At 67.3% G+C, this 25,083-nt stretch carries 16 protein-coding genes; 9 read left to right on the forward strand and 7 right to left on the reverse strand.

What is annotated here, in order from left to right; all coding sequences use genetic code 11:
* Positions 1-206: 206 nt before the first annotated feature.
* The 5 genes from GO986_RS10205 to GO986_RS10225 are packed head-to-tail and all read right to left on the reverse strand — an operon-like array spanning position 207 to position 7,199.
* A complete protein-coding gene (locus GO986_RS10205; protein ID WP_157459186.1) occupies positions 207-1,688 on the reverse strand; it encodes a right-handed parallel beta-helix repeat-containing protein in 1,482 nt (493 codons plus the stop codon).
* On the reverse strand, positions 1,685-2,956 hold the full coding sequence (locus GO986_RS10210; protein WP_157459187.1) for a glycosyltransferase family 4 protein: 1,272 nt from the start codon (positions 2,954-2,956) through the stop codon (positions 1,685-1,687). Before GO986_RS10210 ends, GO986_RS10205 begins: the two co-directional genes overlap by 4 nt.
* Positions 2,949-4,097 (reverse strand): glycosyltransferase, encoded by a 1,149-nt coding sequence (locus tag GO986_RS10215; protein ID WP_157459188.1) that lies wholly within the window; start codon positions 4,095-4,097, stop codon positions 2,949-2,951. Before GO986_RS10215 ends, GO986_RS10210 begins: the two co-directional genes overlap by 8 nt.
* On the reverse strand, positions 4,094-5,959 hold the full coding sequence (gene asnB, locus GO986_RS10220) for an asparagine synthase (glutamine-hydrolyzing) (RefSeq protein WP_157459189.1): 1,866 nt from the start codon (positions 5,957-5,959) through the stop codon (positions 4,094-4,096). The genes GO986_RS10215 and asnB overlap by 4 nt, the downstream gene beginning before the upstream one ends.
* 1 nt (position 5,960) lies before the next feature.
* Positions 5,961-7,199, reverse strand: coding sequence for a glycosyltransferase (locus tag GO986_RS10225; protein WP_157459190.1), 1,239 nt, complete (start codon positions 7,197-7,199; stop codon positions 5,961-5,963).
* Between the two features lie 487 nt (positions 7,200-7,686).
* Here GO986_RS10225 and GO986_RS10230 point away from each other — a divergent pair, with 487 nt between their 5' ends.
* From GO986_RS10230 to GO986_RS10245, 4 genes are all read left to right on the forward strand, one after another.
* Positions 7,687-9,090 carry a UDP-glucose dehydrogenase family protein gene (locus tag GO986_RS10230; RefSeq protein ID WP_157459191.1) on the forward strand — a complete coding sequence of 468 codons (1,404 nt, stop codon included), beginning with the start codon at positions 7,687-7,689 and terminating at the stop codon, positions 9,088-9,090.
* Entirely contained in the window at positions 9,087-10,073 is a 987-nt protein-coding gene (locus tag GO986_RS10235) for a UDP-glucuronic acid decarboxylase family protein (protein WP_157459192.1), read from the forward strand. Before GO986_RS10230 ends, GO986_RS10235 begins: the two co-directional genes overlap by 4 nt.
* Before the next feature lie 81 nt (positions 10,074-10,154).
* On the forward strand, positions 10,155-11,588 hold the full coding sequence (locus GO986_RS10240; RefSeq protein WP_369409290.1) for an exopolysaccharide biosynthesis polyprenyl glycosylphosphotransferase: 1,434 nt from the start codon (positions 10,155-10,157) through the stop codon (positions 11,586-11,588).
* Between the two features lie 359 nt (positions 11,589-11,947).
* Positions 11,948-16,159: a PAS domain S-box protein gene (locus GO986_RS10245; protein WP_198170581.1), complete on the forward strand. Its 4,212-nt coding sequence runs from the start codon at positions 11,948-11,950 to the stop codon at positions 16,157-16,159.
* Between the two features lie 28 nt (positions 16,160-16,187).
* Here the strand turns inward: GO986_RS10245 and GO986_RS10250 are convergent, their stop codons facing one another.
* Together GO986_RS10250 and GO986_RS10255 are read right to left on the reverse strand one after the other, a co-directional pair.
* Positions 16,188-17,387: a sensor histidine kinase gene (locus GO986_RS10250; protein ID WP_157459194.1), complete on the reverse strand. Its 1,200-nt coding sequence runs from the start codon at positions 17,385-17,387 to the stop codon at positions 16,188-16,190.
* A 621-nt stretch (positions 17,388-18,008) separates the two neighbouring features.
* Complete coding sequence (locus tag GO986_RS10255; protein ID WP_157459195.1) at positions 18,009-19,277, reverse strand: substrate-binding domain-containing protein; 1,269 nt, start codon at positions 19,275-19,277, stop codon at positions 18,009-18,011.
* Positions 19,278-19,782: 505 nt separating this feature from the next.
* Here GO986_RS10255 and GO986_RS10260 point away from each other — a divergent pair.
* The 5 genes from GO986_RS10260 to GO986_RS10280 are packed head-to-tail and all read left to right on the forward strand — an operon-like array spanning position 19,783 to position 25,083.
* Complete coding sequence (locus GO986_RS10260) at positions 19,783-20,244, forward strand: hypothetical protein (protein ID WP_157459196.1); 462 nt, start codon at positions 19,783-19,785, stop codon at positions 20,242-20,244.
* 1 nt (position 20,245) lies between these two features.
* A complete protein-coding gene (locus GO986_RS10265; protein WP_157459197.1) occupies positions 20,246-20,809 on the forward strand; it encodes a tetratricopeptide repeat protein in 564 nt (187 codons plus the stop codon).
* A complete protein-coding gene (locus GO986_RS10270; RefSeq protein ID WP_157459198.1) occupies positions 20,806-22,167 on the forward strand; it encodes an O-antigen ligase family protein in 1,362 nt (453 codons plus the stop codon). Before GO986_RS10265 ends, GO986_RS10270 begins: the two co-directional genes overlap by 4 nt.
* Complete coding sequence (locus tag GO986_RS10275) at positions 22,160-23,815, forward strand: tyrosine-protein kinase domain-containing protein (RefSeq protein ID WP_157459199.1); 1,656 nt, start codon at positions 22,160-22,162, stop codon at positions 23,813-23,815. The genes GO986_RS10270 and GO986_RS10275 overlap by 8 nt, the downstream gene beginning before the upstream one ends.
* Positions 23,812-25,083, forward strand: a complete 1,272-nt coding sequence (locus tag GO986_RS10280; protein ID WP_157459200.1) for a flippase — start codon at positions 23,812-23,814, stop codon at positions 25,081-25,083. The genes GO986_RS10275 and GO986_RS10280 overlap by 4 nt, the downstream gene beginning before the upstream one ends.

Genomic DNA, 25,083 nt, shown 5'->3' on the forward strand with positions numbered 1-25,083 from the left:
CAGGGCATCATGGCGCTGCCCTAAAAGCGGCTTTCTAGACGCACTTTTTTCAGATACCTGCGCTTGGCCTACACCCTGGCAGCAGCGCAGCAAGGCGCTACGGATGAACAAGGGCCTCTAATCTACGGAGGCCCCTGTCGCCTACCCCTGCACCGCATTACCCCTCTGGGACGGGGCCTTTCACCTCTACCCCTGTCCTGCGCTGCTCAGGGGGCGCGGCACTCGGGGCTGTTGTAGAAATTGCAGTCGCGGCCCACGGCGCCTGCCACCGCCTTCTGCACCGCCGCCCCAAAGGTATTGCGGCTGACGGTGACGGCCGGGTTGCCGTTGTCGGCGTACACAGCCGTTTCGACGTGATCAAAGCGGTTGTTCTCGATCCGGGTGCGGCCAAATCCCCGGTCAATCAGCACGCCCACCGCTGGGCCGTCAAAGAGGTTGTCGGCAATCGAAACGCCGTTGCTGCCCACGATGACCGCGCTGCGGGCCCAGGGCAGCCGGCCAGTGACGGTGTTGCCGCGCAGCACGACGTTATCGGCTTCAATGCGGATGCCACGCCGGGTGTCCCGGACCTGATTGCCCTCAATCACGATGTTGCGGGAAGGCGGGCCGCTGGCCCAGGTGTTGACCTTGATGGCGTCTTCTGAATACACCTCTGGCTGACCGCCGGTGCCCTCAATCCGGTTGCCCCGAATCTGGCCGCCGTTAACCGAGTGCATCAGGATATAGGCCGAGCCGTCGGGCGCCCAGCTGCGCCGGGCCCGCACGGTGTTGTTTTCGATCACAGCGCCCTCCACGGTGGCCGTGGCGCCGGTGTAGGGCATGACCTTGATGCCGTCTTTGCCAAACACGTCCACCGTGTTGTTGCGGTAGACCACGTGGTGAACGCCTTCCGTTTTGGTGGCCGTGTTCGAGATGTTATTCAGGACATTGCCCTCGGCCAGAAAATCGTCGCCAATGGTGGCGAAAAATCCCAGGCCCGCCAGGGCCTTGCCGCCTGGGTCGCCCAGCCCGATCACGGTGTTGTTCAGCCAGCGCTGATGTACGGTGCGGTGCGACCAGCCGCCTGCGCCGCCCGCCCGCTCCAGCACGTTGCCGCGCAGGGTCACCGTGTCAGTGTCCTCGACCCCGATCCCGTTGGTGGGGGCGTCCAGAATATGCAGGCCGGTCAGGGTGATGTTGCGGCCCTGTGTCACCCGAATGCCGTCAATCACGGTGGCGTAGGGGTTGGCGCCCGGCACACGCTGACCCACGACCTTGAGGTCGCGCACCGTGACGCCCACGGGCCGGTCGAAATGCAGCATGCCTTCAACCTTGCCGCGCTGGTAGTCCGGTGCCGCCCGGATGGTGGCCCCCGGCGCGCCCCGCACCGTCTGGTCTTTGAAGCCGGAAAACACCACAGGGCCCCTGATCAGGTATGTCCCGGCCGGGAACATCAGGTCGCGTCCCGCCGCCTGACTGGCCGCCCGGTTGAGGGCGGCGGTGTCATCGGTGGTGCCGTCGCCCCGAGCGCCAAAGGCCGTGACGCTGACGCTGGGGCGCTGCGGCGCTGCTTGCGCCACTACACCTGCCGGCGCGGTGTCCGTCGCCAGCGGCAGGGCCAGGGAACCGGGCGGGGCCTCCGCCCGCTGCACCAGGCCAGCGCCCAGCAGCAGGCTGGCCCCCAATCCCACCAGCGGCGCGGCGTTCATGCTGGGTTCCGGTGAGCAGCGGCGGCTCGTGTGCCGGTCCTCAGGGCACGGGCGTAAGCCTCCAGGAGCTTCGGGGCCTGATGGTCCCAGGCCAGGGCGTCCTGCATCCGGGCCTGGCCGATGCGGCCCATCTCGGCCCGGCGGGCTGGGTCGGCCAGGAGGGCCAGCAGCTGGCGGGTCAACTCCTCCTCGTCGTTGGGCCGCGCGTAGACAGCCGCGTCGCCGGCTGACTGCCGGCCTTCGGTGAGGTCAAACTGCACGGTCGCCTTGCCCAGCGCCATGTATTCCAGCACCTTGTTCATGGTGCACACGTCGCTGTAGGCCGTCTGGGGGTCGGGCGCCACACACACGTCGCAGGCGCTGAGGCGCTGAATCAGTTCGGTCTGGTCGGTCAGCATGCCAGTAAATTCCACGTAGGGGTCCAGCTTCATCCGGGTGCACAGCTGTTTCAGAGGCTCCAGGGAAGGCCCACCGCCAATAATCATGAACCGGACATCGGTGCGGCCCTGGGCCACCACCCGCTGGGCCACCCGCAGCAGGATGTCCAGCCCGTCCTGAGAGCCCAGCACCCCCACGTAGCCCACCACGTTGGCAAAGCCCGCCCGGAAGTGCTCGCCGCCCGGCTGCGGCGCAAACCGCTTCAGGCGGGGCCCGCTGCGCACCACGAACACGTCTGCTGGGGCTTTGCGCCCACGGGTCAGAGCGAAGCCGCGCAGAGATTCGTTGGTGGCAATCACCACGTCCGCCAGGGCGTAGGTCAGGCGCTCGGCGAGTTTGAGCACCTGGTACACGGCGCCGCGCCGGCCAAACTTGGCCTCGTACATTTCCAGGGTCGCGTCGTGGTGGTCGAAAATCAGTGGTGTCCCGAACAGCGCTTTGAAGGGCGCGGCCACCAGAAACAGCAGGTCCGGCGGATTGCAGATATGAATCACGTCGAAGCCGCGTTCACGCCGAATCCGCCAGGCCAGCCGGGTTTCATGCCACAGGGCCGCCAGATATTCGCGCACGAAGGTCAGGCTGCCCTCGCCCTCGGGCGGCAGGGGATGCCGGTAGATGGCCACCCCTTCCAGCAGTTCAAAGGGCAGGTCCTGGCCGCGCCCCATAGGGCAGATCACCGAGACCTCGTAGCCCGCCGCCCGCAGCGTGGTCGCTTCCATCCAGACCCGGCGGTCCACAGGCACCGGCAGATTTTCCACGATGATCAGCACCCGGCGGCCGGCGGCGCTGGCCCCGTGCTGGGCGCTTGCTCCGACCGCCGCGTCAGTCATGGGCCCCCCGAGGTGCCGTGCGGGTCAGGGTCCGGTAGAGCGTGTCGAGGCTGTGCCAGGTGCGCTGAATGTCAAAGGTCTGCCGCGCGCGGGCGTAGGCCGCTGCGCCGTACTGCTGGCGGACCTCTGGCCGGTTCAGCAGGTCGTTCAGGGCGCCGCACAGGGCGTCCGGGTCGCCCGGAGGCACCAGCCGGCCGCTGACCCCGTCTTCAATGAGGTCGGGAATACCGCCCACCCTGGTAGACAGCAGCGCGAGGCCGCGCGCCATGCCTTCAAGCAGCGCCAGCGGCTGGCCTTCAAAATGCGAGGGCAGCGCCAGGATGTCGGCTGCGTTCAGTTCGGCCGCGACCCCAGCCGGGTCCAGCCAGCCCCGGAAGGCCACGCTGCCCCCCAGGTTTAGGTCGGCCACCAGCCGGTCCAGTTCGGGCCGCAGGGGACCGTCCCCCACGAAGGTCAGCCGCGCGCCGGGTGGGCGCTGGCAGCGGGCCCAGGCGCGCAGCAGCCCCACCGGGTCCTTGCGCTCTATCAGCACCCCCACGAACAGCACCTGGGGAGCGCTCTGGGCCAGCACGCGCGGCTGCGGTGCCAGAGCGACCCCGTTGGCTGCGACCATGACCCGCGCCCCTGGGGCCACCCGAGTAACGGCGGCCGCCAGAGCCGGCGAGAGGGTCACCACCCGGTCAGCCCGGCGCAGCGTGGCGCGCACCAGGGCGCGGGCCAGCGGCGGGCAGCGGCTGTAAAAGTCCTCGAACTCGCCCGCATGCAGGTGCAGCACCGCTGGCACCCGGAACAGCCCGCGCGCCGCCCACAGCAGCAGGGCCTTGCGCACAAAGCTGCCGTACGCCGCCGAGTGCAGGTGAATCAGGGCGGGCCTCGCGGTCAGGCAGCGCCAGACCAGGGCGCCGGCGCCGCGAGCAAACAGCGCCAAGCGCCGGGTCGCCGGCCCGTCGTCATGGGTGACGAGGCGGCGGATGTGCCAGTCGGCAAACAGAGAGGTGGCTTCCAGCGCCTGGGTGTAGCCGTGGATGCCGCCGCGCGCCGCCGTGGCAATCCAGAGGGTCTGGGGCGCGCCCGTCCGGGTACCTGCCCGGCGCTGACGGGCAAGGGGCGCGGCGCCTTTGGGCCAGAGGTCCTGGGTCATGCGGGCACCAGCTGTGGCCGCGCCGCGCCCAGCCACAGTTCCAGGCACAGAGCCGTCCAGGCCAGCTTGGCGCCGCCGGTGGTGGCCAGCGCCTGGGGTGAGAGGAGCTGTTCAAGGTCCGCCGCGCCCAGCCACTGGCGCAGCTGGGCGCCCGGCGCGAGCAGGTGGTCGTGGGTCATAGCCCGCAGGCCGGGGTCGCCCCGCAGCCATTCGCCCAGCGGCAGCCGAAACCCGCTCTTGGGCCGTTCCAGCACCTGCCGGGGCAGGCGGCGGGCAAAGGCGCGGCGCACCGGCATCTTGCCGCGCAGGCCACTGAGTTTCTGGCTGTCCGGCAGCGCCACCGCCCACGGGGTCAGCGCGAGGTCCAGCATCGGCACCCGCTGCTCAATGGACGCCTGCATGGTCGTGTAGTCGCCCCGGTGGAGCAGGTTGTTGGGCAGCCAGGCGTCCAGGTCCAGCACCTGCATGCGCTGGAGGTCGCTCCAGCCGGAAGGGTAGCCAGCCAGGCGGTCTTCCACCCAGGTCAGGGCGCGGCTGGGCTGCGCGCCGCCGGCCAGCAGGGCCGACACCAGGCCGGGCGGCGCGGCGTCGTTTTCAAACCAGCGCATCCACCGCACGGCGCGCTGGGGCTCGGCCAGGGCGTCGGCGGCGATGCCCAGGCGGCCGCGCCGGCCCAGGGGGGTGCGGGCCAGTTTCATGGCGGGCCCCAGCAGCCCGGCGTAGCGGTCTGCGGCGTATTTTGGGTAGCCAGCAAAGGCCTCGTCCCCCCCTTCACCAGACAAAACCACCCGGACATCATTGGCGGCGGCCAGCGACAGTTTGAGCATCGCCACGTCGGCCGGGTCGGCAAAGGGGCCGTTGCGGCTGCCAGACAGGACGGGCGCCAGGTCAGCGAAATCGGCCGGTCCCACCTCGACCTCGTGCAGCTCGGCGCCAATCGCCGCCGCGACGGCGCGGGCGTGCGGCAGCTCGCTGACCTCGCTCTGGGCGCCCCGGAAGCCCACCGAATAGGCCCGCAGCGGCCCGGCGCAGTCCACCGAGAGGCGCTGGGCCACGACGCTGGAATCCAGGCCGCCACTCAGAAAGCAGCCCAGTGGTACGTCGGCAATGGTGTGGTGCGCCACGCTGTCGGCCACCCGCGCCTCGACCTCGTCGGGGGTGACGGCGCCGGTGCTCTGGCGGCAGCGCTCGATTTCCTCACTCAGGCTGACAAAGCGCACCTGACGGACCATGTCCAGCCGGTCATCCACCACCAGGGCGGTGCCGGGCTCCAGCCGCTGCACCCCCTGATACAGGGTGTGGGTGCCAAAGGCGTAGCGGTGGGCCAGCGTTTCGAGGACCGAGGTCAGGTCCAGTTCGGGGTCCAGGCCCGCCAGCGACAGCAGCGCCCCGACCTCCGACGCAAAATGCAGGTGCCGGGCCGTCTGGGTCCAGAACAGGGGCTTGATGCCAAACGGGTCGCGCGCCAGGACCGTGCAGCGGCGCCGGTGGTCGTGCAGCGCGAAGGCGTACATGCCCCGCAGCCGGGCAAAGCCGGGCACGCCCCATTCGAGGTAGGCGGCCAGAATAACCTCGGTGTCGGACTGGGTGGCAAAGCGGTGGCCTGCCCCCTCCAGTTCACGGCGCAGGGTCCCGTAGTTATAGATTTCGCCGTTAAAGACGACAGTGTTCAGCCCCTGCACGTCGCTCATGGGCTGGGCGCCGCTGGACAGGTCAATGATGCTCAGGCGGGTGTGCCCCAGCACGGCGGTGCCCAGCGCGCGGCTGTGCTGTGCGTCGGGGCCCCGGTGCTGCAGTGGGCGCAGGTCCAGCGGCGAGGGCAGAACGTCACGGTCAGCAATGGTGCCGAGAATCCCACACATGTCAGTCTCCTCCTGCGCGCAGCTGTGGGCCCAGGGCGTCTGCGAACAGTGCGCCAAAGGCGGCGGCCATCTGCGGCACCGAAAACAGCCCTTCGGCCCGCGTCCGGCCGGCCTGACCCAGTCGCAGGGCGCCCTGTGGGTCCTGCGCGATCGCTTGCAGGCAGCCGGCAAAGGCGTCCAGGTTGCCGTCCTGCACCAGATAACCCGTCTCGCCGTGAACTACGAGTTCGCGGGGGCCGAAGTCAATGTCAAAGGCCACGGTGGGGAGGCTGCAGGCCATCGCTTCGACGAGTACATTGGCAAACCCCTCGGCGTGGGAGGTCAGGACAAACACGTCCCGTTCCTGCAAAAAAGCCAGCGGCTCCGCGACGTAGCCCAGAAACCGGACTGTGCCCTCAAGGCCCAAGTCCCGTGCCTGCCGCTCCAGAGCCGCCCGCTCGGGGCCTTCACCGCCCACGTCAAGCTGGAACCTGACTCCGCTTTGCCGCAGCCGCTCAGCAATGGCCAGCAGGCGCTCAAAGCCCTTGTCCGGCACCAGTCGGCCCATCGCGGCGACGCGCAGGGGCGAACTGGGCGCGCGCCGCGCCGCCGGAGCTGGCAAGGGCGTGGCGTTGTAGATGACGCGGCCCCGCGGCGCCGGGGCGCCCAGGCGCACAAACTGGTCGTGAAGGCCCTGGGTGGGCGCCACCCAGCGGTCAGCCTGGCCCACCACCCAGCGGCGCAGCCAGCGTTTGGCCCGGCCACGGTCAATGTGGCTGTGCAGCGAGTTCTCCTCGTTGGCGACATGCACAAACTCCAGTCGCCGGCGGGGCAGGCTGCCGACCGCTGCCCCCGCATACCACAGCCGCGAATACACGATGTCGGGCCTGGCGGCCTTGATGTGCTGCTGGAGGCGTCGGCGCGCCCGCCAGAGGTTGCGGGCGGCGTGCCAGGCGCCCATGGGTTGGTCGAGGGCGGGCGCTATGCCCAGGTCGGTCCAGGGCAGGCCCGCCTGCGCCAGCCGCTCGCCAAGGGCGTTCTGCTGGGGCACGGTGAACAGGGTGACCAGTTCGCAGTGGTAGTCGCTGGCTGGCAGGTTAAGTAGTAGGTGAACGAGCTGCATCTCGGCGCCGCCGGGCCACAGCGAGGGCAGAACGGCGAGAACCTTAAGGGGACGGTGGGGGCGGGACTGCCGGGAAGTGTGCGGCGCGGTCAGACGCGGTCCCCCAGACACACCGGGTAAAGAGGTCAGCTGCGTCATAGCACTCCTGTAGAACCTTGAGGCAGTTCGTGCAGACCAGGCATCAAAAAAACAGAGGATGTCGCTGCTGAGTCCGCTGGCAGGGCATCCGTCCCTATTGTGGGTGCCTGGGCTTCAGGCTGTGAGATGAGCGACGGGTGCCCAGCCCTGATGAGCGGTTGCTCAGATGGCCGTCTGAAGCCAATTCGACTGTTCTTTAGATTCTTCTGGCGTCAGCACTTGACCAAGCCAGGCGATCTCAGTCGCTCATCTTGCCTCTTCAAGCTCTTGAATGAGAGAGGGCGCGATTTTCTTAGAAGCAGCACCCATTTTTCATGAGTAACAGCTGGCCAGAAGGTGACCAGCTGTTATTCACCTGTGCAGTCCTTCTACCCTACATGAATCGCAGGGCGAATCTTCATCTTTCTCTTCATTGTTCGCTTCGGCCGCGTGATTTCCGCAAGCAAAGACACGAACAGCACAGGGGCGCAGGCTCACAGGGGGGCACATGAACATCACCATCGTTGGAACGGGGTATGTGGGGCTGGGCACCGCCATTATGCTGGCGTACCTGGGCTATCAGGTGACGGGCCTGGACAGTGACGAGGGAAAAATCAGCAGCCTGAAAGCCGGCGCCCTGCCCATCTATGAGCCGGGGCTGGACGACCTGCTGCAGGCGGCCAGTCCCAACCTGCGCTGGACCACCCAGTACAGCGACGCCATCCCGGACGCCGATTTCATCTTTGTCTGCGTGGGCACGCCGCCGCTACCCGACGGCCATCCCAATCTTCAGTATCTGGAAGGGGCCGTGCGCAGCATCGCGCAGCATCTGGATGGCAAGCCGCAGATTATCGTCAACAAAAGTACCGTTCCTATCGGCACGGGCGACTGGGTGCTGCGCATTCTGGAAGAACACGCCGCGCTGTACGCCACCAGCCACTATGAGGTGGTCTCCAACCCCGAATTTCTGCGCGAAGGCACCGCGCTGGGCGACAGCCTCTACCCGGACCGCATTGTGCTGGGCGGCAGCAGCTGGGCCACCGGGCAGATGCGGACCCTCTACGCTCCCCTTATCGAGCAGAGTTTTGAAGCGCCGGCCCATGTGCCCCGGCCCAGAGGCTATGAACGCCCAGCGGTGGTAGAAACCACGCTGACCAGCGCCGAGATGATCAAATATTCCGCCAACGCCTTCCTGGCCCTCAAGATCAGTTACGCCAACGAGATCGCCGGCCTGTGTGAATGCGTGGGGGCCGATATTCACGAGGTGGCGGCCGGCATCGGGCTAGACCACCGCATCGGCACGCGGTTTCTGGCGGCGGGCGCCGGCTGGGGCGGCAGCTGCTTTGGCAAGGACACCAGCGCCCTGATTACTACTGGCCAGGACTACGGCTATAGCATGCCGATTCTGCGCGCCGCCATGACGGTCAACGAGCGCCAGCGCAGTCTGGTCATCGAAAAACTGCAAAAGCATGTGCGCCTCCTGAAAGGCAAACGGGTGGCCGTGCTGGGCATGGCCTTCAAGCCTGACACCGACGACCTGCGTGACGCGCCCGCCCACGATTTCATCCTGCGGCTGGGCCGGCTGGGCGCCACCGCGGTCGCCTACGACCCGGTGGCGATGCCCCGCGCCCGCCGCGAATGGACCCACCTGCACTATGTCGAGGCGGTCTCGGCGTCGGCGGCGCTGGCCGGCGCTGACGCGGTCATCGTCGCCACAGAATGGAGCGAATTCCGCAGCCTGAACTGGGAAGAAGTGCTGGCCACCATGCGGGGGCGCGTGGTGATCGACGCCCGCAACATCATCCGCGAGCCGCTCGCCGCCCCTGCTGTTCTGGAACAGATTGGCCGGGAGCAGCCCCAGTCGGCTTTCCTGCCGGCGTCCGGGCTGGCGGCCGTCAAAGTGGGCGCATGAGACTGCTGCTGACCGGCAGCGCCGGGTTTATCGGCAGTCACCTGGCGGCCTCTTTGCTGACATCTGGCGCTCAGGTGATCGGGGTGGACAACTACCTGAGCGGTCAGCCCGCCCACACCGAAGCGCTGAAGCGGCATCCCGGTTTCACCTTCTTTGAAGCCGATGTCAGTCAGGGGCTGCCGCTGGTGGCTGGCCCCCTGGACTGGGTGCTGCATTTTGCCTCGCCGGCCAGTCCGCCCCACTATCAGCAGTTTCCGGTCGAGACCCTGATGGTCGGCGCCCAGGGCACGCAGCACGCCCTGAACCTGGCCCGCCGTCAGGGCGCCCGCTTTCTGCTGGCTTCCACGTCCGAGGTCTACGGCGACCCCCTGGTTCACCCGCAGCCCGAAACCTACTGGGGCCACGTGAATCCCAATGGCCTGCGCAGCTGCTACGACGAGGCCAAGCGCTACGCCGAGGCCATCACCATGGCCTATCACCGGGCTCACGGCCTGGACACCCGCATCGTCCGCATTTTCAATACCTACGGCCCCCACATGCGAGCCGATGACGGCCGGGTGGTGACCAATTTCATTCACCAGGCGCTGGCCGGCGAGGCCCTGACGGTGCAGGGCGACGGCCAGCAAACCCGCAGTTTCCAGTATGTCAGCGACCTGATTCGCGGCGTAAGGCGCCTGATGGACGTGACCTATCACGGCCCGGTCAATCTGGGCGGCACAGACGCCATCACCATGCAGCGGTTTGCTGAGGTGGTGCGCGCGGCCATCAATCCAGGGCTGCCGATCCGCTTTGTGCCGCTGGCGGCCGACGATCCCCGCCAGCGCCAGCCGGACATCACCCTGGCCCGCACGCTGCTGGGCTGGGCCCCGGAGGTCAGTCTGGATGAGGGCCTAAAACGCACCATTGCCTCTTTCCGGCAGCAGGCCAGCCCGGCTGGGCCGCTGCCCGCCGCTGACCTGCCGCTGCACCACCCCGCCACCTGACCCATAGCTCTATAAGCCCCCGGACCAGTCACCCTTCAGGGTGCCCTGGACCCTGCCCTTTGCCGCCAGGAGGCCCCCCCCGTGCTGACCATCCGCGCTGAACGAGTTCTGCCGCAGGCCGCCCAGTCTCTGGCCCTGCTGTATTTGCGCCGCCGGGTGCTGAACGGCACCATGCTGCTGGCCGGCGACTTGCTGGCCCTGGAAGTCTCTTTGCGCCTGGCGGGCAGCCTGCGCCGCCTGCTGTTCGGTGAACTGTTTTTGCCGTCCTGGAGCGGGCTGCTGGCCGCCACCTGGCTGCTGGGGGCTTACCTGAACAAGCTGCTGCCCAGCTGGGGCCTGGGGGTGGTGGAAGAAGTCCGGCGCATCATCGGGCTGGTGGCGCTGGTGTTTGGGGTCACGGTGCTGGCCATCGTGCTGGTGGGGCAGGTCAGCGATGTCAGCCGGCTGGTGCTGATTCTGGGCGCCCTGCTCGCCTGTCCCCTGGTGCTGCTGGCGCGCTTTGCCGTGCGGCACCTGCTGATGCGGGCGCGGCTGTGGGGCGTGCCCACTGTGGTCTACGGCGCCCACGAAGGGGTCATCGCGGCCCTGCAGGCCACGCCGGGCCTGGGCTACCTGCCCGTCGGCGTCTTTGACGACGTGTCGTCGGGCCGCGTGCTGGGGGTGCCGGTGCTGGGCCACCTTCAGGAGCTGGACCTGGGGCGGCCAGTGGCGCCGGTCGCTATCGTGGCCCTGCCACAGCTTCAGCGCGACGAATTTACCCTATTGATCGAAGGCACCCTGCGCGCCTACCGCAAGGTGGTGGTGGTCTCGGCCATGGCGGACCTGCCGTCGCTCTGGGCGATGTCGGTGGACATGGGCGGCATCCTGGGCCTTGAACTCACGCGCAACCTGCTGGACCCGGCGGCCCGGCTGCTCAAGCGGGCCTTTGACCTGACCAGCGTGCTGGTCACGGCGCCGCTCTGGGTGCCGCTGTGCCTGCTGCTGGCGGCGGGGCTGTGGCTGGAAACCCGGACCTCGCCCCTCTTTTTGCAGGAACGCATCGGGGAACACGGGCGGCGCTTCTTTACCTGGAAATTTCGCACGATGGTGCCCTGCGCTGAGGAGGTCCTGCAGCGCCACCTGGCCGACAACGCCGCGCTGCGCGCCGAGTGGGAAACCCACTTCAAGCTGCGCGTGGACCCCCGGATTACCCGGCTGGGCGGCCTGCTGAGGAAAACCAGCCTGGACGAACTGCCGCAGCTGGTGAACGTGCTGCGCGGCGATATGAGCCTGGTTGGCCCCCGGCCCCTGCCGGCCTACCACGAGGCGCAGCTGCTGCCCCGCACCCGGCAACTCAGAACTCAGGTGCAGCCGGGCATGACGGGACTGTGGCAGGTGTCGGGCCGCTCGGCGGCTGGGAACGCAGGCATGGAACGCTGGGACCCCTATTACGTGCGCAACTGGTCGCTCTGGCTGGACCTCGTCATTCTGGCCCGGACCTTCCGGGTGGTGCTGCTGGGGTCCGGGGCGTACTGAATCAGTGGGCCAGGCAGGTTGGGATGGACTTGAGCGGGCACCATTGCTCAGCGTATCGAGTGGAGCGTGGCCGGCTGGCTGCTGTGCCGGGCCGCGTTCAGGCTAAGGTGAGCGGCAGCAAAATGACATCGGCCACCCAGGCGGTGTCATGTCTGCTCTAGAGTGTTCAGCCTCTACCGCTGCGTACCCCACCCTCCTTCAGGGAGATGCCCCTCTGTCCTGGGCAGCTCCCGCGTCTTCTCGGCCGCCTGTTTCTGAGGATGTAGGGCCCTGGCAACGGTGACCCTCGAAAGACATGGACGGCCCTGAAGGTTAATCCAGACTGCCGTCACAGCGCGGTCTCTACAATGCCTCCAGCTATGTCCCTTCTCTCAGCCGCTGCCGCGACACCTTTTGATGTGCTGGTGGTGCTTCCTTCCGCTGATGGGACGGCGGCACTCGCGGCCATCTTGATTGACCTGCCCACTGACCTGTCGGCTTCGGTGCTGATCGGGGCGTCCTTCGGTGAGCCAGCGGCGATCATAGGAGAGTTGCAGCGCCACACCTCGCTGCCTGTTCACTGGGCGCAACAGGGCACGGTGCTTCAACCGGGGCACATCTATGTCAGCCCGCCACAGTTGATCTTGGAAGTGAAACTGGGTGGCCGCTGCGCCCTCACGCCGCCGGTGGGTGAACTGGCGTCAGAACGCCCGCTGGATCAGCTGCTGGCCTCTCTGGCGGTCAGTTTCGGGGCGCGCACCCTGGCGGTCATGCTGGCGGGCCTGGGGGCCGACGGGAGGCTGGGCGCGCGCGCCTTGCGCGGCGCCGGAGGGCTGGTCGTGGCGCAGGCCCCAGGCTCGGCGGACACCCACCATGAGGCGGAGACAGCGGCTCTGGTGCAGACGCTGGAAGGGCTGGGCCGCACGGCGGCCGATCTTCTGACAGGCCAGCCGCCTCGCCCGCTGCTGAATGGGGAACGCTGGCTGCCTTCTTCGGCAGACGCCCTTCAGACAGTGCTTGAAGGGATTGATGACTTCTTCTACGCGCTGGATGCCGACTGGCGGTTGCTGTTTGCCAGCCGCTCTGCACTCGACCAGTGGGGCAAACAGGGCGCTGATGTGCTCGGCCAGCCCTTCCTTCAGGCTTTTCCACAGGCCGCCGGGAGCGCTGCCTATGAAGCGCACGAGCGCGTTATGCAGACCAGAACGCCGGAACGCCTGGAGACGGTGTCACCGGTGCTGGGCCGCTGGATCGAGATTCATTTGATGCCAACCCCGCAGGGTGGCCTGTCCGTCGCATTTAGAGATATCCAGGCGCGCAAGCAAGCAGAGCAGCGGCAGGCCTTCCTGCTTAAGCTCAGTGACGCTCTGCGTCCCCTGACCGGCAGCGCCGAGATGGAGGGCACGGCGGTGCGGCTGCTGGGCCAGGAACTGGGCGCCAACCGGGTCTTTTACGCCACGGTTGACCCTGGTGGCGACTTCTGGAGCGTTCAGCACGACTACGCCGATGGGGTGCCCAGCTGCGCGGGCCGCTTCCCCATGTCCGATTTTCAGCGGGGGCGGCTGGCTCAGTGGCAGGCCGGGCAACTGTCCAGCGTGGCCGACAGCGACACTGCCCCTACGCTCAGTGCAGCGGACCGGGCGGCTTACGCGGCGTTCGACACGCGGGCAGTGATTGGCGTGCCGCTGGTCAAGGGTGGCCGCTTCGCCGCGCTACTGTCGGTCAATCAGACCAGACCGAGAGACTGGAGCGAGGCCGAGATCGCACTGACCCTTGAGGTCGCCGAGCGCACCTGGGTGGCTATCGAGCGCGCCCGCGCGGAGGAAGCGCTGCACAGGAGTGAAGAGCAGCTGCGCGCCGTGCTTGATTCGATGGCCGAGGGCTTTGCGCTGCTCGGCGACGACTTCACGATTCTGGATGTCAACGAAGAAACGCTCCGGCTGGATGGCCGCTCGCGTGAGGAACTGATTGGCCGGACACACTGGGAAGTGTTTCCTGGCACCGAGAACTCGCCAGTTGGCGAGCTGCTCAGGCGCGTGGCGCAGCAGCGCACGCCTGATTCTCTTGAGCACGAATACCGCTGGCCTGATAGGCAATCTCGGTGGCTTGAGATGCGCGCCTATCCCATGCAGGACACCGGCGTGGCGATTTTCTGGAGCGACGTGACTGACCGCAAGCGGGCCGAAGAAGCCATGCGGGCCTCGGAGGAAAAGTACCGCACCCTGTTCGAGTCGATTGACGAAGGGCTGTGCGTCATGGAACTCGTCCTTGATGAATCCGGCCAGGTCGCTGATCTCTGCTACCGCGAAACAAACGCGGCATTCGAGCACCAGACGGGCCTCCGCGCTGCCGTGGACAAACGGGCCAGCGAGCTGTTTCCACAGCTGGAGTCACATTGGCTGGAGGCGGTAACGCGGGTTTACCGCACCGGGGTTTCAGAGCGTACCGAGGGCTACAACGCCGACATGCGCCGCTGGATCACCACGCAGTACTCGCGGGTTGGAAGTCAGGGCAGCCCGTTTGTGGCGGCCGTCTTCAACGACATCACCGCACGCAAGGTTGCCGAAAAACGTCAGGCCTACTTGCTTGACCTGTCCGACGTCCTGCGGCCCCTGACCGAGCCGCTTCTCATCCAGCGCGAAGCCAGCCGGTTGCTCAGAACCCATCTGGGTGCCAGTCGGGTGGGCTACGGCGAGGCCAGTGGGGAAGGTATGACGTACACCGTCATGGCCGAAGACGTTGCCGGTGGGCTTGACCCGCTGCTGGGTCAGACCTTCAGCTGGGCCGGTGTCGGTTCATCAGGGCTTGAGGCGCTGCTTGAAGGGCGGCTCATCACCTGCGAGGACGTCCAGGCGGCGGAAGACCTCACCCCAGAGCAGAAAGAGGCTTTGGCCGCCGCCGGCTGCCGCGCCTTCATGGTCGCGCCGCTGATGAAGGCTGGCCAGCTGGCCGCCTGTTTAGTGGTGCATTTCGAGGCTCCCCACAGCAGCGCCCCTGGTGCAACCATGCTGCTGGAAGAAACTGCCGAGCGCACCTGGACCGCTGCCCAACGCGCCCGGGTGGAAGAGGCCCTCACCGAGTCGGAAAGCCGCCTGCGGGCCCTGGTTGAGCACCTGCCTGGCGGCGCGGTCTTTGTGGTAAATCACGACCTGCAGTACGTGCTGGCGCAGGGTGAAGCCCTGATCGCCGCTGGCGTGACCCCGGAAGATCTGGTCGGCCGTTCTGTCGCGCAGGCCATGCCCCCCGAGCTGGTGGCCGACTACGAGATGCGCTACCGTCAGGCGCTGGCGGGCGAAAGTTTCGAGGTGGAGCATACCGCGCATGGCCGCGCGTTCATTACCCGTGGGGTGCCGCTCAGAACTCCGTCAGGGCGCATCTCCACGGCGCTGGCCGTTTCCTATGACATCACGGACCGTCAGCAGGCAGAGGAGGCGCTGCGCCAGAGCGAGGCGCGGCTGGCGGCCATCTTCGAGGTGCTGCCGGTAGGCGTTGGCTTTACCGATACGGCGGGCACGCTGCGGCTCAGCAACCAGGAACTGCACCGCTTCTTGCCCACAGGCCTTCTACCTTCCCTGGACCCAGAGCGGCAGGCACGCTGGATTGGCTTTGGGGCCGAGGGCCAGCGCGTGGAACCGCACAACTTTCCCGGCGCGCGGGCCCTGCGCGGCGAAAAGGTCGTGCCGGGGATTGACATGCTGTACACCCTGGACGACGGCACGCAGATCTGGACGCAGGTCTCGGCGGTGCCGCTGCGGGACGCTGGGGGCCACATCACCGGGCAGGTGCATGTGGTGACGGACGTGAACGCCCTGAAACGCGCAGAAGAGGAGCTGCGTGCGCTCAACACAGGACTTGAAGAGCGCATAGAGGAGCGCACCCGCCGCCTCGCGGACCTCAATGCAGAACTGGGGGCGCTGATTACCCGCACTGCCCGGAACCTCGAAGCCCCGGTGGGCTACTTCAGCCAGTTTCTGGACCCTGGGCGCGCCGAGGAACTGCTGACCGAGCTGTCGCCTCAGGTGCTTTCAGCACTTCAGGATGAACTGGCGCGGCTCCGGGGTGTTGCGCAGGACCTGCGGCAACTCGCCCGCCTGGAAGACCAGGACCTCAACCGGGAACTGGTGCCCCTCCGCGAACTCTTCAATGAGCTGAATGTCACCGCAGCGGCTGTGCGCCCGGCCGAGTGGCTGATTCAACCCTTGCCCATCGTGCGGGCAGACCGGGCGCTGCTGACCCAGGCCCTGACGGTGCTGCTGACCTTCACGCTGAGTGACACGCGGGGCGCGCGGTATGTGGACGTGACCAGTCAGGAGGTCGAGGGCGAAGTGTGGGTGACGGTGCAGGACGACGGGGTGGGCCTGAGCGGCGAGGAAGCGGCCACCCTCTTTGACCTCGCGGTGCGTACCGAGCAGACTGTGCCGCTGCTGGACGGCGGCGGGCTGGTGCAGGTGCGGCGCATCATGGCCCGGCATGGGGGCTGGGCGTGGGCCGAGTCCCGCCTGAATGGGGGCCGGGTTGTCCTCGCTTTTCCCCGCGACGAGACCGTAACGGACCTGGAGTCTTTTCTGCGGGGAGACGCTCCAGGGTCCTGACTGAACTGGCGCAAAGGCCTGTTCAGCTTTACTCTGGCTTGGGCTCTTTGGGCCAGGCGAACCAGAAGGTGGCCCCCTGCTCGACCTTCCCCTCGCCCCAGGCCCGGCCCCCAAAGCGCTCACACAGGCGGCGCACGACCGCTAAGCCCAGCCCGGTGCCCTCATACTGCTCGGCTGGATGCAACCGGCCAAACAGCTCAAAGGCTTTCTCTTTCTGACGCATGTTAAAGCCAATGCCGTTGTCCTCAAGACCAATCCAGTATTCGCTCTGTGTCTCCTGTACCCGGAGCCGCAATTGAGTCTGTGGCCGCGTTCGGGTGAATTTCAGTGCATTGGCAAAGTATTCGTGGAGAATAATCTGGAAGACCTGATGGTCTCCGAGAAGGGTCGGCAGCAGGACGCTGGGCAGATGAATATCTCGGTCGCTTTGCAGTGGCTCCAGATCTTTGAGGACTTCCCGGAGCACCCGGTTTAGGTCCACCGGGCGCAGGCGCGCCCGGATCATCCGGGCCTGCATGTAGCCTTTCAAAGAGGTCAGCAGCCCCTGCGTGTGCTGCACGGCGGCGGCGACGTGGCCCAGTGACCGTTGGCGGTCGTCCGGTTCGGTTTGCCGCTCCAGCAAGGTCAGGAGGTTCTGGGCGCGGGTCAGGGCAGTGCCGAGTTCACGCTCGGCGACCAGCATCACGTCTCTGAATTCCTCGCCCAGCTGTCTGAACCTTGCGGTCTGGTGCCGCAGCTCTTGTTCCAGGCCCTGGGTCGTGGCCAGCAAGGTCTGGTGCGCCGCCTTGAACGCCGTGACGTCGGCGGCGCTGATCTGGCACAGCCGCACGCCATCCGCACGGACATGCAGGCTGGCGGTCAGCACCATCTCCAGCGGTTGCCCGTCTGGGCCAGCAAAGCTCACCTCACTGTGGGGTGCGCCCTGACCACCCAGGACACGGCCCAGCAGTGACGTGAAGGCCGATTGACTGTCTGGCGTCACCGCGCCAACTAGGGGGCGCCCCCGCAGCAGCGCAGGAGTTGACCCCAGCAGCGCGGCGCCCTGGGCATTGACCTCCACGATGCGGCCCTGGTCACTGAGCAGAAAGGCTGGGTGTGGCGCGTCCTGAAAAAGTGCCCTGGCCTGTGCGGCCTCTGCCTGAAGGGCCTGCACCTCAGCCTCAAGCGCCCGGAGCTGCGTGACTGTTGCAGAGAGAAACGAGGGCGGTGCAGACGAATCGTAGGTCATAACGTCACCTGGGGCCAGCGGAGGGGGCTGAAGAGGAAGCAAAGGCCAGACCAAGCTCTGTAGGAAGAGTTACATAATACGCGGTCGAGGGCGTGGACATCGGCCTGAACTTGCTGGCGGCCAGCCAGAGTGGCGAAAGAAAGAAGATTGAGGAAACCGGAGCGTCATCAAGACGCCCCGGACTGTTCGGGCAACTTCAGACTCGAACGGTTGTGTGGTTTGCGTTGACGCTGTCGCGCGCCAGACAGGCTCAGAAGCACTGCAGGTTGCGCGAGCGCGTCTAAAACTAGGGGATTCACACGGCTGGCTTCATTCGACTCATGCGCCTTTTCTGGAGGCGGATGTTGGGGAGAAGAGGGCGAGAGCCATGTCTTGGTCCACTTTCGCTGAGGGCAAATGCGGTGTGGTCGCACCAAGATGAGCTTGAAGCCTGGAATTTGCAGCTCTCTCCTTGAAAAAGATGAAGAAAGATTAAGTAAAGGTGGGGTCTGTCGAGAGAGGTTAGGCTAGTGCTTTCCCGATTCATGGCCGCTGTAGCCGGCATCTGGCTGAAGATCTGGGAAGCAGTGTATGGGTGCCTGTAGCGGCCTCCTGACCTGAGCCGCACAGGTAGCTCCCGCCTTACAGCGACTGGCGGTCCACCACCGTGGTGGGCACGACCTCAAAGGTATCTGGGCCGTGGCTGCTGCGGGGCGCCAGGGTCATATCGGCCACCAGCTGCGAGAGCGCGTCCATGTCATAGGCCACGGTGGTTAAAACAGGCTGGAGATAGCTCAGGAGGGGCTCGATGTTGTCGTAGCCCACCAGGCCGACCTCTCGGCCCAGCACCCAGTCGGGCCGCTCGGTTTCTAGGGAGTGCAGCAGCAGCCGGGCCGTGAGGTCTGACAGGCCCAGCACGGCCACCCGTTGCCGGCGTTCGCCGACCCAGAGGTCCAGTTCGGCCAGCAGCTCCTCGGTGATGGCGGTGCCGCGCCGCGCTCCCCGCACCTCCAGCGCGCCCGGCGTGGCGGCCAGCTGCTCGAACAGATCCGCTGCCTGATGCAGGGCCCGCTGACGCAGGGTAGAGACCGTCTGCGCGTGGTCATGCTCCGGGTTGACCCACATTCGCAGCTCTGGTCTTGGCCCAAAATGACTGTTCAGGACGCGCGCCAGGCCCTCCAGCCGCGCGCCGGGAAACCAGTGGTCGGGGCTGAAGTATCCCAGGTGCAGCAGGTCGTAGCCGCTGTCCAGCGCGCGCTGAATCAGGTCTTCAGATGCGCTGACCCAGTCCGGGGCTACGCTGGGCAGCCCTTCATACCGGCCGATCAGCACCGCTTGCCGGCCAGTGGCCGCCAGCAGCGTCGCCTGATGCCGGGTGTGCCGGCCCTCCCACAGCACCACGCTGCTCGTGACGCCGGACTGCGCCAGTTCGGGCAGGGCGCGGTCGCTGGTAATGGGTGTAATGACAGGGTGGCGCTCGCGCTGCAAGAACGTCCTCATCAGGTACAGGAGCATCTGGGCGTGGTACGGGTTAAACAGCTGCTCGATATCCACACACAGCGCAACAATCGGGCTGCCGTGGCTGCGCCGGGCCTGGGCCACCAGGTCGGGGGTATAGCCCAGCCGGTCGGCTTCATCTTCAATGCGGCGCAGCAGGTCGGGCCGCACCAGATGCCGCGCGTCCGGCCGGTAGGCGCGGTTCACGGTGGCGACCGAGGTATTGGCCGCCATCGCCACGCGGTCACGCGCGCTGATGGTGTAGCGCAGCGCTGCGGCGCTGGTCCTGACCCGTTCCAGGGTCTCGGGTGGCATGGTGCCCCGCAGGGCCAGCGCCTCACGCACCTGATGGGTGGAGAGGCCCGCGTGTTGAGCGATCCGCTCCACATCCCGGTTGGAAATCGACTTTTTCATGCGGCCCCTCCGGCTCTGCGCAGGCAGAGAACCCTGGTATTGACCTCTGAATGTTCGTCTGTTGCCCTGCAGCGGCCCGGTGGCCAGCGGCAGTCCCTACGGTGACGTTCAGCTCCGCTGACGTCATCTCAACCACGGCAGGTTGTGGACATCAGTTAGGCATACGGAAGCCTCAACGTCAAATCTGTCCATGAAGTTTCTCACCTTATGTAAAAGATGAATAAACTCTCTATGGTCGCGCTTGTTCCGGTCGCGTTTGGCTTAGGAATTTGGCGTCTCAGAGGGAAGTCTTCCGCTTTCGTACGCCGAAAAGAACTATGATCCCGAGCACTTAAATCCTTTCGAAGATGAGAGTCACAGACCTTTTCCGCTCAAGAGAAACATGGATTTAGGCCTGCTGAGCGACTGCTTCTCAGTGTGGTCACCTCCCATCATGAGCGGTATCTCATTTGTCTCGTCCCAGTGCCGGGCCAGTGGTTCAGGCGCTGTGGTCCAAGGAGGACGTATGAACCAAAGGAACGGAGCGCTTCTTGCCGTGCTGGCGATGGCTTCGGTGGCGGCGGCCTCGCCGCTGACAGGCGGCGCGCAGACTCTGGTCATGCGTCTGGCCCGGGCCGGAGACGTGTCCATGACGGGCGTGCGGTGGACCGAAGACGGCACCACCAAGGTCGTGTCCCGCGCATTTAACGCCCAGAAATACTGCCTGACAGAGCCGACCCTGAATCTGCTCCAGCGTCAGCCCACCAACGTGGGGGTGCAGGCCATGGTGTTTCTGGAGTTCCGCTGCGTCAACCGCATTCAGGGCAAGGCCCTCACGCCAGAACTGGCTCTCGCGTTTCTGCGCAGCGTCGGGTATACGGTCAGTGGCTCTAACCTGCTGACCAACCTGCTCAATAACCCGCCAGCCGCCAACGCCCTGGCCACCGCCAGTCAGACTGCGGTGACGCCCATGACCCCCCGCAACTGAGGTGACGCTGCCCCGACCCCTCGCCTTGGTCACGGCTGGCCTGATGCTGACCGGAACGGCCGCGCTGTGTAGCGTGGCCGTTCAAGGTTATCTGGCCAGCCGTGCCCGCGACCAGGCCGAAGCCCTGCGCCAGAACGGTGAGTACGACCAGGCCTGGAGCATTCTGGAAGCGGCGCTGCGGCGCACGCCTGCCTCGGCCGAGCTGTGGGCGGAACTGGGGCAGACCTACCGCGCCGCCTGGTTTTTTCGCCTGAAGCCCGAGCTGCTGACCTCGGCCCTGACAGCCTACGAGCGGGCGTCGGCCCTGAATCCTCTGAGCGCCACGGCACCCGCAGAACTGGCCCGCACCCTGGCCCTCTCTGGGGCCTACCGTCAGGCCAATCAGGCGTATCTGCGCGCCCTGGTCAACGACCCCCGGAATCCGGGGCTGCTGGTGGACCGCGCCCAGACCCTCGAAAAGCTGGGGCAACCCTCGGCGGCCCTCAAGGTCTACCGCGCCGCCGCCCACATCAAACCCAATGAGTATTCACAGGCCGCCGAGGAGCGGCTCAGGAGCGGCCCGTGACCACCCTGAATCCCAGCCTGCCCCGCGTCCTCGAATGGGCCTCTCTGGCGGCCCTGTGGGCTTTCGTGGCCTGGGGGCCGCTGGCCCAGGGCAGCGCCTTTTCTGGTGGCCGGGCCGGGCTGACGGTGCTGGGCCTGCTGGCCGGCGGCCTTTACCTGGCGGCCCTGACCCTCTCGTCGGCCCCTGGCCAGGGCTGGCGGTCCCCCTGGACCCTGTGCCTCTGGGCCCTGCTGGCCTGGGTGGGCCTGAGCGTGTTACGCGCGCCTGCCAACGCCGTCCAGCAGGGCCTGTTACTGGCCAGTGTCCTGCTCGCGGCCCATGCGGCGCGTGGCCTGCTGGTCTCAGCGCGGCGGCGCCAGGCCTTTGGCCTCTGGCTGATGGCAGTGGTGGCGGTCATGGCGGCTTACGTGGCTGTTCAGCATCTGGGCGGCGGCTGGACCTTGCAGGTTGACCCGGCCACCCTCAGCGGCACCTACTACCACCCCAGTCACTACACCGGTTTCGTGACGCTGGCCCTGCCGGTGTGCGTCTGGGCGCTGGCGCAGGGCCCGCAGTGGTGGCTGCGCGGCGCCGGCTTGGTGGCGGGGCTCATCCTGACCGCTTCCCTGCTGCTGACCAATTCCTCCAGTCTTCCCACCGCGCTGCTGGCCGGCGCCCTGGCGGCTGTTGTGGCCGTGTGGCGGCGCCAGCGCCGCTGGGGTCAGCTGGCCGCTGCCGCCCTGCTGCTGGGGGTGGGCGCCGGCACCCTGCTGCTGGCCACCCCCCAGGGGCGTCAGGCGCTGGACCGGGCGATGGGGGGCATTCAGACCAAAAGTGTGGACCGCTTTCTGATCGAGCGGGGCAAGCTCTGGGCCATGGACGCGCAGGCGGCGCAGGCGGCGCCCATCACCGGGGTAGGGCCTGGCAACTTCGTCGCCTTTATTCCCCGTTTCCGGCCAGCCCAGGCCGAAGGGCCCAATGACCTCGCCTTTAACTTCGTGAATTACGCCCACAACGACTACTATCAGCTCGCCATCGAGCTGGGCTGGACCGGCCTGGCCCTGTACGCGCTGCTGCTGGTCCTGACCCTGGCCGCCGCGCCCCTTCAAGACGCCCTGGGCGCCTCGCTGCTGGCGGGCGTGGCGGCCCTGTGGTTGTCGGGGATCTGGGACGCCCACGCCACCGTCGTGCCCGGCACCATGGCCTGGGCCTGGGTGGCGTACGGGCTGGTGGCGGCGCGGGCCGTCAGGGTTGCCAGGTCACACGCCGTTCCAGCCGAGCCGGTCCCTGAGCCGCGCCGCCGTCGGCCGGGCGGGGCCACGCCGGACCCAAGCCTGCTGACCCTTGGGCCCGCCGCAGGAGGAAAGGCGCATGAATGACCGGACCGCACCAGATGTCATTGACCTGACCCGTTCGCTTCAGGTGCTCAAGCGGTCGGCCTGGGTGATCGCGCTGTCGGCCGCTGTGGTGGGCGTGTCCACCTACGCCTATTTCAAGCAGCAGACGCCTCTCTACAAGGCCAGCACCATGATCGTTTCGACCGGCAACCAGACTGGCAACCAGACGGTCAACCAGACCCTGGTCAGCGCGCCGCCGCTGCCGTCCGGCGCCCTGCAAGGGGCGCTGCTGAATTTGAATGTGCTGCGCACCATCAACGCCGGGCTTCAGAAGGTAACGGGCCTGACCCCCGAGGCGCGCGCCGCCCTCCAGCGCAAGCTGCTTAATGAGGCCGCCGCTGGCCGATCCAGCACCGTGCGGGCGGCGGGCGACGTGGACATGTACGGCAACGGCATTTACACCATCAGTGCCCGGCACCCCAACCCCCGCGTGGCGGCGCAACTGGCCAATCTAGCCACCAGCGCCCTGATTACCTGGGACGCCCAGCGCGGTCTCGTGAAGGTCAGCTCGGCGCGCGAGGCGCTGGAAGTCCAGCTGCGCGACACGGAAACGCGGCTGGCGCGGCTGGGGCCAGTGGGCACGACCCCCACCCGCGAGCAGCTGACCCTGCTGAATCAGCAGTCCGTGCGCACCAATGACCTGAACAACCTGCGCGCCCTGGAACGGGCTGTGGTGGGGTCGCTGGCGCTGGTGGCCCAGGCGGTCACGCCCCTGAAACCAGTGTCGCCTCAGCCTACGCGCAACGCGGCGGTGGCGGGTCTGTTTGCCCTGCTGGCGGCCACGGCCCTGATTCTGCTGCGGTCCTCGCTGTCACGGACGGTGTCCTCGGACATCGACCTGCGCGGCATGCACCTGCGGCTGCTGGGCGAGGTGCCCCGGCTGCGCGTCGTGAAAAAAGGCCAGTCGGTGCTCACCATGATGCACAAGGGCAAGGGCGCCGACAGCGTGACCTTTCTGGCCAGCAACATCCGGGGCCGCCTGGGTCAGCAGCCCAAAACCGTGATGGTGACCTCGCTGCTGCCCGGCGACGGTAAATCCACGCTGGTGGCCGGCCTGGCGGGCAGCTTTGCGGCGGGTGGCCTGCGCACCCTGCTGATTGAGGCAGACGTGCGGCACCCGACCCAGCGCGCCCTCTGGGGCCTGGCAGCCGAAACCGCCAGCTGGGTCAACCTGCCCCAGGCCGCGCCCTTTCCCGGCGAGGAAGCCCGCGCCCTTCAGGCCGCGCTGCGGAACCCCGAGGCTGCCCAGGCCCGGCGCCTGACCGACCAGCTGCATCTGGTGGTTACGGCGCCCCACGAAGGCGGCGCCACCCGGCTGCCCACTGAGGCTTTCCGCGCCGCCCTGCACACCTGGTCTCAGGGCTACGACGTGGTGCTGGTGGACGCGCCGCCGGCCCTGGCCATTTCTGACCCCCTGGAGCTGGCTTCAATGGTCAGCGGCGTCCTGATTGTGCTGGAGCCGGGCAAGGCCAATATGTCCGGCGTGCAGCGGCTGCTGGACACCCTGGAACTGGCCAGCGCCACTGTGATCGGGGTGGCGTTCAATAAGATCGATCCCCGTCACATGGCCACCGCCTACGGGTACGGCTACGGCTACCGGCCCAGTGGGCTGCCGGCGGAACATGCATGACTGCGGTCCCACCTGAGGCAAGCCGCCGCACCCCGCGCAATATTGCGGCCCTGTACGGGGTGCAGCTGGCCACCTACCTCCTGCCGCTGCTGACGGTGCCGTTTCTGGCCCGGACCCTCGGGCCTCAGGCCTGGGGGGCGCTGGCGATTGCCCAGGCGTTTGGCGGCGTGGTCTGTCTGCTGGTGGATTACGGCTTTGACCTCTCCGCCACCCGCGAGGTAGCGCGGGCGCAGGACCAGCCGGGGCGCCGGGCCGAGCTGCTGTCGGGGGTGCTGGGCGCCCGGCTGCTGATGACCCTGGGCGTGGCCGGGCTGACCCTGCTGGCCCAGGCGACGGTGCCGGCCCTGCACCAGCCGCTGCTGCTGTGGGCCGCCGTCGCCTGGGGCGCCGCGCAGGCGTTCAGTCTGCTGTGGTACTTCCAGGGCCTGGAGCGCCTGACCCGCGTGGCCAGCCTGGACATCGCCGCCAAGGTGGCCGTGACCGCCGGCATCCTGCTGCTGATTCGGCGGCCAGCGGACGCCTGGCTGGTTCCGGCCCTGACGGCCGGGGCCACCCTGCTGGCCAATGCCTACGCCCTGCATCTGGCCCACCGTGATACGCCGTTTTTGAGGCCCACCTGGCGCCGAAGCTGGGCGACCCTGCGCCTGGGCTGGCCCCTGTTTCTGTTCCGGGGGTCGGCAGCTTTTTACAGCACCGCCAGCGCTTTTTTGCTGGGCCTGTTCGTGCCGGCTGGCCTGGTGGGGGCGTACGCCGGGGCCGAGCGTATTGTCCGGGCGGTGCAGGGCCTCCTGACGCCGCTGAACCGCGCGCTGTATCCCCGGTTTGCCCAGGCGGCCGAGGCCGGGCCAGCGCCGCTTCAGGCCCTGCTGCCCAGGGGCCTGTGGCTGATGGGCGGCGTGGGCGCCGTTATGAGCGCCGGCACCTGGTTGGCGGCCCCGCTGCTGGTGGCCCTGCTGCTGGGGCCAGGCTTTGAGGCGGCGGTGCCGGTGCTGCGCGCGCTGGCTCCTTTACCGCTGGTCATCGGCGTGAATATGGTGTTTGGGCTGTTCTGGCTGGTGCCCCTGGGCCATGACCGCGCCTTTAATCTCACGGTGGCCGGGGGGGCTCTGCTCAACGCTGCGCTGATCGTGGCGCTGGTGCCGGGCGGCGGCCCGCTGGGGATGGCCGAGGCAGTGCTGCTCACCGAACTACTGGTGGGGGTGGCGCTCTACCTTCAGTACCGGCAGACTCTGCGGCCTGCGGCGGCTGGCCAGCCGGCCAAGGCCTGA

Origin of the sequence: Deinococcus arboris, from assembly GCF_009755355.1 — a bacterium.
GTDB lineage: Bacteria > Deinococcota > Deinococci > Deinococcales > Deinococcaceae > Deinococcus > Deinococcus betulae.

Bases quoted from the DNA above. Each gene is read 5' to 3' on its own strand.
- GO986_RS10205 (WP_157459186.1), bottom strand. From the start codon at position 1,688: ATGAACGCCGCGCCGCTGGTGGGATTGGGGGCCAGCCTGCTGCTGGGC.
- GO986_RS10210 (WP_157459187.1), bottom strand. From the start codon at position 2,956: ATGACTGACGCGGCGGTCGGAGCAAGCGCCCAGCACGGGGCCAGCGCC.
- GO986_RS10215 (WP_157459188.1), bottom strand. From the start codon at position 4,097: ATGACCCAGGACCTCTGGCCCAAAGGCGCCGCGCCCCTTGCCCGTCAG.
- asnB (WP_157459189.1), bottom strand. From the start codon at position 5,959: ATGTGTGGGATTCTCGGCACCATTGCTGACCGTGACGTTCTGCCCTCG.
- GO986_RS10225 (WP_157459190.1), bottom strand. From the start codon at position 7,199: ATGACGCAGCTGACCTCTTTACCCGGTGTGTCTGGGGGACCGCGTCTG.
- GO986_RS10230 (WP_157459191.1), top strand. From the start codon at position 7,687: ATGAACATCACCATCGTTGGAACGGGGTATGTGGGGCTGGGCACCGCC.
- GO986_RS10235 (WP_157459192.1), top strand. From the start codon at position 9,087: ATGAGACTGCTGCTGACCGGCAGCGCCGGGTTTATCGGCAGTCACCTG.
- GO986_RS10245 (WP_198170581.1), top strand. From the start codon at position 11,948: ATGTCCCTTCTCTCAGCCGCTGCCGCGACACCTTTTGATGTGCTGGTG.
- GO986_RS10250 (WP_157459194.1), bottom strand. From the start codon at position 17,387: ATGACCTACGATTCGTCTGCACCGCCCTCGTTTCTCTCTGCAACAGTC.
- GO986_RS10255 (WP_157459195.1), bottom strand. From the start codon at position 19,277: ATGAAAAAGTCGATTTCCAACCGGGATGTGGAGCGGATCGCTCAACAC.
- GO986_RS10260 (WP_157459196.1), top strand. From the start codon at position 19,783: ATGAACCAAAGGAACGGAGCGCTTCTTGCCGTGCTGGCGATGGCTTCG.
- GO986_RS10275 (WP_157459199.1), top strand. From the start codon at position 22,160: ATGAATGACCGGACCGCACCAGATGTCATTGACCTGACCCGTTCGCTT.
- GO986_RS10280 (WP_157459200.1), top strand. From the start codon at position 23,812: ATGACTGCGGTCCCACCTGAGGCAAGCCGCCGCACCCCGCGCAATATT.